The following is an 11,086-nucleotide window of genomic DNA, read 5'->3' as shown; positions in this document are numbered from 1 at the left end:
GATGAGCAGGAGCAGGATGAAGGCGCTCGCGAGGCCCTTCTTTCTATTCTTGCGCCTCTTTTCCCGCTTTTCTTCTTCAGCCTCATCTTTCTTCTCTTTCCGGGAGAGAAAATCGAAGAAAGAAAGCACGTTCTCACCTCCTCCTCAAAATGGCAACAAACAGACCGAGGCCAACAAGGGCCGCGAGGCCGTAGTAGAGCGTCTTCGAGCTTGAGCTTCCGCCAAAAAGGCTGAATCCTGAACTATCGTCTATCGTGATGGCAACCTTGTCGCTGAAAACCGTCGCGTTGCCCTGGAGGACCTGTACTTGGAGCTCGTACGCGTCGTATTGGAGGTTGTCTGGCACAGCGAAGGCTATGCTAACATCCTTCTCAGTCAAGGGAGCGACCGCAATGCTCTGGTTAATCGGCTTAGGCAGGAAGCCGCCGCTTAGCTTAATCGTATAGTACTGCACATCGCTCGACGGGTTCTTGAAGTGGAGGACAATAGTCCCCTCACCACCCTTGCTGACGGTGAGGGTCTTTGTCTCGAGCGTGATTGCAGGGTTCACCTGGACGGAATAGACGGCCATCTGCCCGTTCCACTGGAGTTCGAGCGTGTAGGAGCCCTCTTTTGGTATTTTGGGAGTGAAAGCGTAAGCTTCATAGGGCGAGAACGCATGAGAATCGCTCCAAACTTCATTGCCCTGGCTGTCCTTGAGCACTGCAGTGATTAGGTAGCTCTGGCCAGAACTTTCAGAAATTCTCAGCTCGTTCTGACCGACCTGCCATTCTGAAGGCATTTGAACGCTGAATGGGAGCGGCTCGACCTGATAAGTCACCTGCTTTGTCGTCGTGTAAGTTTTTGACATGATTGCATCATTGCTCGTGAGGGTGAGAGTAAAACCGTGAGTGCCGACCGCGCCGGCCTTGAACTTGATAGAAACCTGCGTCGGGCCCGAAATATCGCCGAGGTAGTATTTTCCTGATTCGGGAGAGACGAGAGAGCCGTCCTTCCTGACTTCGAGAACGTCAGAGAGGCCGGAAATTGCTAAGTAAGTGTTGTAGGTCGCGGAAGTCTGGATTGGCGAGAGAGTGAAGGTGAGCGTGTAAATCGTGTTTTCAGGAATGCTGATGTTTGCAGGGAAGTTTTCGAGCTTGAATGCCGCGCTGGAGGGGTACATTTCGACTGAAACGCTCATATCACCCTGAACGTCAATCGTCTTCGTAACGCTCCAATATCCGCTTTTCTCGAAAGTGAGCGTGTGCGTGCCCTTTGTCAGCTCCAGCGTCCCGCCATCGTCCAGAGTGCCGAGCTGTCCGTTTTCCTTCACCGTAACGCCCGAAAGGGCCGAGCCGGTGAGGGTGTCTTTTAAGACAAACTGGACGTTAAACACGTAATACCCAATAAAGAGATTGTCAAAATCTGCAATCATATGCGTTGACCCACCTCTACATGCGTCGATGTGTATCGCCTGCTTCGTGCTATCATACCCTACTGAACCACCATTTTCAAGATAAGCCCTTATGCCCCAACTCTTGATTACCAGCCCTCCGCTCCACGCAATTGACGCAGTACTACTTACGCTGTCGTTCGTTACAAGATTCGTAACAGTAAGTGTTATCACTCCAGCTTCTCCAGAAACCTCTACCTTATGATTAGTCCACGTGTTTGGAATTTTCACTTCAGTAAGTACTTTAGCATCATCATATCTCAACATCACTAAAGTATATCCAGACGAAACACTGCCGGTATTCGTATTGTAATACACTTCTAAATCATTAGAGTTCCAGCCAGAAGGGTCGTCCATGAAAAAAACGCTGATGTCTGGTTGATATGCGCCCTGAGAGCTCATAGAGTAGTTAAACATGTCAAACGATATTCTAAAATCCTCTGACGTGTTCACCCACTCGGATGAGTTCAAGTACTTGTAATACAATGTGCGATAACTAGCCGCCCCCATAGAGCCATCAAACGCGAATCCACTCGAAAAATCATTTACATACGCCGCTTTAACAGTACTAAATGTTCCGAAAAGTACCAACAAAGCTAGCAAAACGCCGAACCGCTTCATCTTTTCACCTCCTTGAAGACCTCCATGAAAAACGTCCATTTTTCACTCTCCAACCGAGTAGTCGATACCAATCTCGCCCGCGAGGGCCAGCAGAAGCGCAGAATTCTGCACCGAGTTCTTGAGCGCGTCGAGAAGAGCCGTGCCGTTCTGCTGCACCAGCGCCGCGAGGAAGGCCACGAGCATCATGTCGTAGAGCATGACGCGCCATCCTGACGTGCCGGGCTCTATGATAGCGATTGCCTTGTTCCCCTTGTTCGTCAGCGCGTAATGCAAGAGAACCCCTCCAACCGCGCCGAGCGCGAGGGCCTCCTTCGTCATCATGGACCAGGCGACTTTCAGCCAGAACGCCGTGATGATGAGGAAGAGTAGGAGCTGAGCGAGGCTGCGCGGCTTCATACTGCCATCACCCGCCGCGCTTTTGCAAGCCTTACCTGTTTCAGCCTCGCGAGCTCGGCCTGCTTCTGTTGCAGAAGCCTGACAGTCCTTGCTTTCTCCTTCTGAAGACTATCCAGCATGTCTGAAAGCCTCGAATTGCACTCCTTCAAGAACGCAACCTCCCGTTCGAGCTTCTCAAGCGAGTCCATACTACCGCCTCCGTGCCGGAAATGATGATTTGACAGAACTGATTTGAGCGGAGGAAAACCCGATTTGTCACGTGAAGAATCAGATGAGGTCTTTAAGTCAATACGAGAACAAAATAAGCGTAAATTACACTTAGAATAAACATTTAGTAAAACAAAAGAAATTCATAAGAGGGTTGCACGTTAAACACTAGGTGTAATCCTTCATATACAGCAGGAGAAGAAACCAGGAAAGTCAGAACTGCTATGAAGAGAGCGTAAACGAGGGTATTTACTGCTAATTTCCGTTCTTCTGTGATATATGTTGTAATTATTGCAAAATATGGAACCAACATATAACAATAATGATTCCAAAATACGACATATTGAAAGCGTGTTGAGAGCATCAACTCAAGGAGTAGTGGTACTGAAGGTAGCAGATATCTTGATTTAAGAAGAGGGATAAACCCAAAAGACAGAAGCAAGGTGATGATTAACATTAATGATAAATACGGGTAAGGTATCCCTAACATATAATTTGCAGTTTGAGCATAATTGGGTGCAAAGTGAGGGATGACAAAAAATATACTAAAAGCCGGCCAGATTAAGGAGGAAGATACTAACGCTACATCAACCAAACTTGGTTGGAAACCTTTTCTTAACAGTCTAAGAGCCACAAGGGAAAGTATTATCAAAAACGAGTCTTCTCTAACGGTGAGCACTAGAAACGCAAAAATAATTGCGAGTTTCGAATTTCCATTTTCATAAAAATATGCGAACAAAAAGATGAGTGGCAATGCCAGCGACACCGCATGAAACTCGAATCTGTTAATGCCGTGTAACATTGGATTAAGCATGTAAATTAGAGAAAGAACAAATGCCAGTCTTTCATCACTTTCATCAAGTAATAACCGCGAGAATTCAAAATATATAAATATAGAAAGGGCTATGGTTAGCGTTTGAATAACCAACAGGGTCTCCATGTGGGGGAATAATGCGAATATGGGGAGTATAAGAAATAATACCGGGGAATTGTGCACACCAAAATGGCTTACTGCACCAAACCTCTTATATTCATGAGTATTATAGAAAAACCCGCTTCCATTTATAGTGCTGAGGAAACTCTGATAGAATATCTCAGTATCTATACCATAATTACCGCGAGTTTTGTATAATGCATAAGTTCTTTCAATAGAATATTGAGTGAAGAATGCAACGTAAAGTAAAGTGAGGACTGCCAGTGCTAAAAAATATTTTGAACGCATGATTTTTGCCTCCTAACTATTGTGCTCTGTGGGGTAGTTCGTCTCCGATTTCCTGCTTGTACAATTTCACAACTCCCTCTCGGAATATCTGGTTTATGCTTGTCTTTTTAACCCTTGCTAGCGCCCTTGCCATTTCCATAATATCCTCATCAACATAAATTCCTCTAACAAACGTTGTACTTTTTCCAATTCTTTGGGCCATCCTCCGCTCACCTCCTCAGCTTTTCAAAAAGCTCCAGCTCGGCCCTCCTTAGGGCGAGTTTTTGAGAAACAAAAGCACGAGTCATTTCCACATCGCCTTTCAGCCAAGGCGTGATGATAAACGCGTGCAGCTTCGCAAAGCGCCCATCAAGATGTTTGAGCTGCTTTTCCAGGTCTTTGATGCTCTCCCTAATGAGCTTCCAAGGTCTGAACAGTATGTCGTATAGTATAGATAACATCACTCCGAGCAGGAGCAGGCCGAAAATCCAGTTCAGCACACTCATTCCCTACCCTCCAAAATCTTCTTCAACTCCTCAACAACAGCAGAATACCACTCGTCGGCCAGGAGGGTCTTGTTTAGGTAGTGCGTTGCTCCAACGCGCTCGCTCGCGCGGCCCTGAATAAAATCAGCAACGTCAGCGGGCACACCCTGACGAATGAGGAAAGTGTAATGCCACTTCCTCAGGGTGTTTGCTGAAACTTGACCATAGCTCACGAGGTCCTTTGCAGTCGTATACTTCACTTCCATAGGTTCCAGTTCCTCAAAGAATTCTCGCGGCCCATAGGCCCAAAAGGCTCTTTTCTTCCCCCTCGCCGTTGAGAAAATTGGATACTTCGCAGCCTTTTCGTTGATTATCTGGAGCTTCGTGTAGTCATATGTTCTGAGAAGTTCAACTGCCTGGCTCAGGCGAATTCCAGAAAATACAAGAATGAGAAACAGTGCCTCTGGAATCACGCCACGCTTTTTGACCTCGGCGTAAGCTCTTCTGACATCGTCGTCGCTTATGAATACATCCCTAACTCCTGTTGGCTTGAGTTTCGCGACAGCCTTTATCTTAGCATACATATCCTGCTCAATGATGCCAAGTTCAATGAGATATTTTGAGAACTTCCTGATCGCCTTGGCAAGATTGCGTTTCTGACCTTCCGCGCGGAGGGCTTTCTCCAAGTCACCGAGGGTTCCTATCACATGCCGACCGAAGAACTGGTCAAGCACTCTCACATAGTCTTTCCTTGTTTCTTCGCTAACCTCTGCAGAGAGCCATTCTACAAAATTGGCCCGTTCAGAGGCCCACAAATCGTTAAAAAGTTTGCCTTCTAAGCCGGAGGTCGCGGGTTCGAATCCCGCCGGGCCCGCCAGTGCAGCCCTTTCTAACGAAAGCGCTGGCGGAAAGTGGTATTCTCTCTTCTAACGCATTGGGTGATTGCGTGCTTTCTTGTGAGTGTTTTTGAGAGGATTTGGACATTAACCCGTCATTTTAAATCGTGTTTTCTCCATTTCAGCGCCCTTTGGGCGCTTTTTTAAAGTAAACACTCACTATATAATCCAGCGTAAGTGCAAACCGTATTTCAAACGCAACTCTTGAAGAAAGCATGCCAGCTTTTGAATAACTTGTTGAATCACCCAAATATTTTTGATCAAGCTTTGTGTTAGCAAAAGCTTGCTGGGAAAAGTTTGATCAAATAGTTTCGACGCTTCAGAAGGCATGTTTCATGTTTCGTGCACTTTAAAACAAGGGGTTTTCTCGCGGGGTTTACTTCACCTGCGCTCCGAAGGAGCGCTAAACAAAAGTAAACCCCCCGTTAATCAGCCGAATTAAACCCACATTCCTGACCACGAGTCCAAAGCTCAAATGCAAAACCCTTGTAACAAGAAAAATTGAGAAGGAATCACAAACTTTGGTCAACCTTTGCCCCGCAAAGGTTGCTACGGATACAGCCTGCTCGGCGTCCTCGGGAAGAGGGTGGCCCAGCGGACGTGGTCGAGCTTCAGCACCCACGCGACGAGCCTCTCAAGGCCCAGTCCGAAGCCACTGTGCGGAACACTGCCGTACCTCCTGAGGTCGAGGTACCACTCGTAGTCCTCCGGCTTCATGCCCTCCTCTAAGATGCGCTGCACGAGCTTGTCGTAACTGTCCTCACGCTGGCTCCCTCCTATAACTTCGCCGTATCCCTCCGGCGCGAGCATGTCCGCCGCGAGAACCTTTCTCGGATCGCTGGGGTCCTCCTTCATGTAAAAGGCCTTGATGCCCTTCGGATAGCCGTAGACGAAGAAAGGACTCTCGAACTTCTGGGTCAGAATGCGCTCCTCGTCGGCGCCCATGTCATCCCCCCACTCTATCTCAATGCCCTTGCTCTGGAGGCTGTCTATGGCCTCATCGTAGCTTATCTTCGGGAAGGGCGGAACCGTGTTCTTTAGGGTGGTGAAGTCCTTCCTGAAGGTCTCGATGTCGCCCTTCCTGAGCTCAAGCGTTCTCTGCACCATGTAGCTCACAAGCTCCTCCTCCACATTCATGATGTCCCAGAGGTCCATCCAGGCGGCCTCGAGCTCAAGGTGCCAGAACTCGGTGAGGTGCCTCCTCGTCCTGCTCTTCTCTGCCCTGAAGCTTGGCGTGAGCGACCAGGCCTTCTCAAGGCCGAAGATTGCCGCCTCAAGGTAGAGCTGGGCCGACTGGCTGAGGTAGGCCGTCCTGTCGAAGTACTTGAGCTTGAAAAGGGTCGCTCCACCCTCAACCGCTCCGGTGACGAGTATGGGCGGGAAAACCTCGTACCAGCCGTCCTGGAGGAGCCACTCCCTGGCTGCCTGCATCATAGTTGCCTTAACCTTCATTATCGCGGCAACCTTGGGTGAGTGCAGGTGCAGGTGTCTGACGTCCAGCAGGAACTCGTGGCTGGCATCTTTTGTTATCGGAAAGAACTCCACGTTCTGGACTATGTGAATTCTGTCCGCCTGTACCTCAACTCCCGTTGGGGCGCGGGGGTCGGCCTTAACGGTGCCCTCAACTATCACGCTGGACTCTATTCCTGCTTTCTTTGCTTCGGCGTAGGCTTCTTCACTTAACTCCCTCTTGAATACCGTCTGGATTATCCCGCTTGAGTCGCGGAGGACTATGAAGACCTTCTTTCCAATCTCCCTCTTCCTGTAAACCCAACCGGCGAGCCTGACGCGCTTGCCCTTCATATCTGGCCTGACATCGGCACAGTAAACCTTATCTATCACCATCACCACCTCCAGAAGCTTTGAAGGGGAGTTTATAACCTTAACTAACCTGGAAAATGCTGAAAAGAGCATCAATTCGTCCAAAACACCAGCATTTTTGGACGGGATGTTATCGTCATCAGCATGGGCATGGCGCCTATTGCACTCCAGATGTTTTAAAGTTTGTGCCCCTAAGCCTGTCACAGTGTCAGTGTATTTTATTTAAAATAAATCCAATGATATCGCAGTACCACCAATTGTATACCCTACAGTATTGTATATTATCCAGGAACGGGGCATATACCTAGTAATGTGAAATCCGTTCAGATAATGCTATACTATCCAACGATATATTAACTTTTTGGGATATTATACAATAAATCAACAACAAAATGACAAATTTTATATAGGGTATCCACCTAATTCATAGTGGCTGGTGAGGGGTGTTGGGGGCTCCGGGTGAGCAGCATGTTCGTTGATCCTTTTGTCATCAGGTCCATAAACAGAAGTGAACTGAGGAAGCGGATACTCCTGTACCTTGCGGAGATATATCCATCTCCAACCTACCTTTCGGAGATAGCCAGAATCGTTAAGTCGGACCCCTCAAATGTTAAGGGTGCCCTGATCGGTCTTGGAAACCGCTACAACGGAAGCAGCTCCCTGGTGAGCCTTGGTCTCGTTGAGGTGGTTAACGACAACGGCTTCAAGTACTACAGGCTAACCGATTACGGGAAGAAGGTGGTGCAGCTGCTCAAGTCCTACAACTCCTATTACAACAGGTTTATGTGAGGTGAACCCGATGAAGCCCCCGGTGGAATTGCTCGATGAGAATCTCTCCAGTATGGCCAGGATCTCCCTGTTTCACCTGTTCCAGATAGGGTTGAAATACGGGGTGTTTCAGTCCCTGAGCACACCGACACCGTACGAGGATTTCATAAAATCTGCCCCTCTACCCAACAGGGCCCTTCTGAGACGGCTCATTGAGACTTACATCAGGCTGGGGCTTGTACGGAGGGAGGGGGATATTCTCAAAGCCTCAACATTCAGCTACCAGCTCAAGCTGACCCCAAAGAACGCCGAGGGGCTGACCGTTGACTGGATACCCGTCCATGAGGAGATATACCGCATGGTGGACTACGCGTTCATCTCCTCCGAGCATCCCAAGATATTGATGGACTTTGACAATGATTCCGATTTCTGGGATATGCGCCTTTCCTTGGAGATAAACCGGCTGTACCGGGAGGTAATCTCATCCGTTGCCGGCCTTGAGGACGGAATGCGCGTACTTGACCTGGGCTGCGGTTCGGTTTCTCCTGTTGAACTTGGTGGGGTAGCTGGGCCCAACGGGAGATACGTTGGTGTCGACTTCTCGCCAGGGCTCCTCAGTATAGCGAGGACGAGGGTTAAGGAGCTTGGCATGGATTGGGTTGAGTTGAGGGAGATGGATGTGCGCCGTATCCTTCCCAAAAAACGGTACGACGTCGTCGTCATGAGCTTCATCCTGGAGTACATTGAGAGTCCGGAGCAGCTGGTTGCCAAGGCCCTGGGGATGCTGGATGAAGGCGGCAAACTCGTGATCCTTGAACCTTTCCAGGAGGTCAGCCCCTACATGCCCGCGTGGGGATTCTTTGAAAGTTTGACCAAGGAATTTGTGGAATTTCCAAGCAGGGGTGACCTGCTGGCCCATCTTGAGGGGCTGGGTGTTGATGCGAAGGTGAAGCCCCTAGGTAACTCGGTGCTGGTTCTGCAGACTCCATGAGTCGCCCTCTTCGTTGAAGATTTTTCAACAACCATTGGGAATAGTACACACCTACATATGTAGGTACACAGGCTTCTGCATATATACTAACAAAAAATCGATTTATATACGAAGTTACCTAGATAGTATTGCAAAACCTCTAAGGGGGTGCCAAGGAGATGAGGTTGCTGAGAAAGAAGAGGGGTGCCATTGGTATCGGCACCTTGATAGTGTTTATAGCCATGGTGCTGGTGGCCGCAGTGGCTGCGGCGGTTCTCATCAACACCAGCGGCTACCTGCAGCAGAGGGCAATGGCCACCGGTAGACAGACCACGCAGGAGGTCTCGACAGGCATAAAGATCGACGCGGTTACCGGCTACGCTCCGACCGCGAACAACATGACCATGATGACCATTCAGGTCTCCCTGCAGGCCGGCAGCAGCCCGATTGACCTGACCCAGACAAAGGTCTACCTAGACGACGGCCAGAAGCAGGTTGTTCTTGCGTATGGTAAAGCCATAGACAACCTAACTGGTAGTATGTTTAACTCTTCATTGAATGGATGGAACGCCAGTGTTGACAACAGCCACTTCGGCATACTTATCGTGCAGGACGCTGACGGCTCCCTCAGCGGCAGTATCCCGACCCTGACCTCCGGTGACATAGCACTGCTCACAGTCAACCTCAGTAAGGTCTTCGGCGGTGTTGCCCCAAGAACCCCGATAACCATAAAGGTAGTTCCGGAGACCGGCGCTCCGGGCTACGCCAAGGTCGTCACCCCGACTGCGTACGGCCTCAGCAGCAACGACAAGATTATAGAGCTTCAGTGACGTCGTGCCTTTCTTTCCTTCTTCAACGTTTCCTTTTTGGGGGTGACAGAAATGTCGTTCTCATACCTAAAGAACAAGTTCAAAAAGAAGAAGGAGGGGGAAGCAGGGGGTGGAGCCGAGGACAACAGGGAAATCATAAAAATTGACGAGCTTGAGGTCGAGGAGCCGGCCCCCCAGAAGAGCCCGGAAGAGGAGGAGATGCTGAATCAGGTGATGACGCGCATAAACGAGATAGAGAACGACATCCCAAGGATAAAGGTGAGCATGGACACGCTCAAGTCCCAGATAGGTGAGCTCAGGGAAGAGATAGAGCGCCTCGATAAGACAATAAAGGACGTTATGGTGCTTTACGAGGTCGTATCACAGGAGATAAACCCCTTCAAGGAAGTTGATGGGGCCAACCCCCTGGTGGCTGAGATTCAGGAGCTGGGAGGTAAGATAGACGACCTGAAGTCGGAGATAGCCAAGATAAAGGCCGATCTCAGGCTGCTGGTCATCGATGGTATTGATCTTGATGAGCTGATATACGAGACCATCTCGGAGGGAGGGGCATGATAACCGAAACCGAGATCGATGAGAAGCTGAAGGGGCTGAGGGGCAGGCTTCCGAACGTGCTCATTGACGACCTCAAGGAGAAACTCATGAGCAAACAGGATATACTGACACCAGAACAGCTTGATAAAGTCGTTGAACGGGTTATGAGCACGTACTCCGGTAACCTTGAACGTCTCACGAAGCTGGACCGCCGGGTCGACGAAATAGGCAGGTACCTTGAGGATATCAAAGCCCAGCTTATGAAGATCGTTCCCTCCAAAGGTGCTTCCGGTCCCCAACCCAGGAGAGAACACGGGACCACAGAATCCGTACCATCTCTGTCGCATGAGCTTCCCTTCGAGCCGGGGGAGGTTTCACCGGTGGAACCGTCTGAACACCCGTCATCACGTTCATCCACGTCACCTGAGTTTGAAAAACCTGAAGCTCGCGTTCCTGAGTTTACGGGAGAATCCGAAGGGGGGATGGGTATGGAGAAGGAGTTTGAGATTCCGCCTGACGTGCGGGACGTCCTCCTGAGCCCGCCCAGAACAAGGGCTAGGCTCGAGAGGGTTCCCGCGGACATGGCGTCAACGATGATGGTACTAAAGTGGCTTGGCTTTCTGATAGACCGCGTGGGAATGCAGAACCTTGAAAACGTCCTGGAGTTCTACTATGGGGTGGGGTGGATCTCGGAGGACGTGCTGAACACCCTAATGAAGTATGCCGAGGGCATAAGGCCCCATCCGAGGGAACCTGAGTGGCGGCCCGATGAAAAACTCACCATACGTGACCACATCGTTTCGCTGCTCTTCATAGAGAGGCTCAGAGGTGTCAGGATAACGAGGGAGGTAATCGATTCGGTCGAGAGGGAGATGCGGCTCATAAGCAAGATACTTGAGGACATGTACGGCGTCTAAAGCAATTA

The 11,086-nt window shown here is 49.7% G+C and carries 13 protein-coding genes; 5 read left to right on the top strand and 8 right to left on the bottom strand.

Features of this window, described 5'->3' with window-relative positions; translation table 11 throughout:
* Positions 1 to 133: 133 nt before the first annotated feature.
* The 8 genes from MVK60_RS11160 to asnS form a co-directional block, all read right to left on the bottom strand.
* Positions 134 to 1,414, bottom strand: a complete 1,281-nt coding sequence (locus MVK60_RS11160) for a hypothetical protein (protein ID WP_297439406.1) — start codon at positions 1,412 to 1,414, stop codon at positions 134 to 136.
* 681 nt (positions 1,415 to 2,095) lie between these two features.
* A complete protein-coding gene (locus MVK60_RS11155) occupies positions 2,096 to 2,449 on the bottom strand; it encodes a hypothetical protein (protein WP_297439404.1) in 354 nt (117 codons plus the stop codon).
* Positions 2,446 to 2,637, bottom strand: coding sequence for a hypothetical protein (locus MVK60_RS11150; protein WP_297439403.1), 192 nt, complete (start codon positions 2,635 to 2,637; stop codon positions 2,446 to 2,448). The genes MVK60_RS11155 and MVK60_RS11150 overlap by 4 nt, the downstream gene beginning before the upstream one ends.
* A gap of 143 nt (positions 2,638 to 2,780) precedes the next feature.
* Positions 2,781 to 3,878, bottom strand: a complete 1,098-nt coding sequence (locus MVK60_RS11145; protein WP_297439401.1) for a DUF2079 domain-containing protein — start codon at positions 3,876 to 3,878, stop codon at positions 2,781 to 2,783.
* Positions 3,879 to 3,894: 16 nt separating this feature from the next.
* Positions 3,895 to 4,080, bottom strand: a complete 186-nt coding sequence (locus MVK60_RS11140) for a t26-2p (protein WP_297439399.1) — start codon at positions 4,078 to 4,080, stop codon at positions 3,895 to 3,897.
* Positions 4,081 to 4,087: 7 nt separating this feature from the next.
* Complete coding sequence (locus MVK60_RS11135; RefSeq protein WP_297439397.1) at positions 4,088 to 4,363, bottom strand: hypothetical protein; 276 nt, start codon at positions 4,361 to 4,363, stop codon at positions 4,088 to 4,090.
* Positions 4,360 to 5,157, bottom strand: a complete 798-nt coding sequence (locus MVK60_RS11130; RefSeq protein ID WP_297439396.1) for an integrase — start codon at positions 5,155 to 5,157, stop codon at positions 4,360 to 4,362. Before MVK60_RS11130 ends, MVK60_RS11135 begins: the two co-directional genes overlap by 4 nt.
* Before the next feature lie 630 nt (positions 5,158 to 5,787).
* The gene (asnS, locus tag MVK60_RS11125; RefSeq protein ID WP_297439413.1) at positions 5,788 to 7,080 is read right to left on the bottom strand and encodes an asparagine--tRNA ligase; all 1,293 of its coding nucleotides are present in this window, start codon (positions 7,078 to 7,080) and stop codon (positions 5,788 to 5,790) included.
* Between the two features lie 447 nt (positions 7,081 to 7,527).
* On the opposite strand from asnS, the gene MVK60_RS11120 reads away from it, so the two are divergent.
* The 5 genes from MVK60_RS11120 to MVK60_RS11100 all read left to right on the top strand — a co-directional run bounded on the left by MVK60_RS11120 (position 7,528) and on the right by MVK60_RS11100 (position 11,078).
* Positions 7,528 to 7,848 carry a helix-turn-helix domain-containing protein gene (locus MVK60_RS11120; protein ID WP_297439394.1) on the top strand — a complete coding sequence of 107 codons (321 nt, stop codon included), beginning with the start codon at positions 7,528 to 7,530 and terminating at the stop codon, positions 7,846 to 7,848.
* A gap of 10 nt (positions 7,849 to 7,858) precedes the next feature.
* Positions 7,859 to 8,818, top strand: coding sequence for a methyltransferase domain-containing protein (locus MVK60_RS11115; RefSeq protein ID WP_297439391.1), 960 nt, complete (start codon positions 7,859 to 7,861; stop codon positions 8,816 to 8,818).
* Between the two features lie 158 nt (positions 8,819 to 8,976).
* Positions 8,977 to 9,627 (top strand): flagellin, encoded by a 651-nt coding sequence (locus tag MVK60_RS11110; protein WP_297439389.1) that lies wholly within the window; start codon positions 8,977 to 8,979, stop codon positions 9,625 to 9,627.
* Between the two features lie 51 nt (positions 9,628 to 9,678).
* Positions 9,679 to 10,182 carry a flagella accessory protein C gene (locus MVK60_RS11105; protein WP_297439387.1) on the top strand — a complete coding sequence of 168 codons (504 nt, stop codon included), beginning with the start codon at positions 9,679 to 9,681 and terminating at the stop codon, positions 10,180 to 10,182.
* Positions 10,179 to 11,078: a FlaD/FlaE family flagellar protein gene (locus tag MVK60_RS11100; RefSeq protein WP_297439385.1), complete on the top strand. Its 900-nt coding sequence runs from the start codon at positions 10,179 to 10,181 to the stop codon at positions 11,076 to 11,078. Before MVK60_RS11105 ends, MVK60_RS11100 begins: the two co-directional genes overlap by 4 nt.
* The last annotated feature ends 8 nt before the right edge of the window (positions 11,079 to 11,086 follow it).

The organism is Thermococcus sp., from assembly GCF_026988555.1.
GTDB lineage: Archaea > Methanobacteriota_B > Thermococci > Thermococcales > Thermococcaceae > Thermococcus.
Note: the sequence above shows the minus strand (reverse complement) of the source record. Positions and strands in the feature narration are given on the sequence as shown.

Excerpts from the sequence above, each read along its gene's own strand:
- MVK60_RS11160 (WP_297439406.1), bottom strand. The coding sequence starts at position 1,414 with ATGATTGCAGATTTTGACAATCTCTTTATTGGGTATTACGTGTTTAAC.
- MVK60_RS11155 (WP_297439404.1), bottom strand. The coding sequence starts at position 2,449 with ATGAAGCCGCGCAGCCTCGCTCAGCTCCTACTCTTCCTCATCATCACG.
- MVK60_RS11150 (WP_297439403.1), bottom strand. The coding sequence starts at position 2,637 with ATGGACTCGCTTGAGAAGCTCGAACGGGAGGTTGCGTTCTTGAAGGAG.
- MVK60_RS11145 (WP_297439401.1), bottom strand. The coding sequence starts at position 3,878 with ATGCGTTCAAAATATTTTTTAGCACTGGCAGTCCTCACTTTACTTTAC.
- MVK60_RS11140 (WP_297439399.1), bottom strand. The coding sequence starts at position 4,080 with ATGGCCCAAAGAATTGGAAAAAGTACAACGTTTGTTAGAGGAATTTAT.
- MVK60_RS11135 (WP_297439397.1), bottom strand. The coding sequence starts at position 4,363 with ATGAGTGTGCTGAACTGGATTTTCGGCCTGCTCCTGCTCGGAGTGATG.
- MVK60_RS11120 (WP_297439394.1), top strand. The coding sequence starts at position 7,528 with ATGTTCGTTGATCCTTTTGTCATCAGGTCCATAAACAGAAGTGAACTG.
- MVK60_RS11115 (WP_297439391.1), top strand. The coding sequence starts at position 7,859 with ATGAAGCCCCCGGTGGAATTGCTCGATGAGAATCTCTCCAGTATGGCC.
- MVK60_RS11110 (WP_297439389.1), top strand. The coding sequence starts at position 8,977 with ATGAGGTTGCTGAGAAAGAAGAGGGGTGCCATTGGTATCGGCACCTTG.
- MVK60_RS11105 (WP_297439387.1), top strand. The coding sequence starts at position 9,679 with ATGTCGTTCTCATACCTAAAGAACAAGTTCAAAAAGAAGAAGGAGGGG.
- MVK60_RS11100 (WP_297439385.1), top strand. The coding sequence starts at position 10,179 with ATGATAACCGAAACCGAGATCGATGAGAAGCTGAAGGGGCTGAGGGGC.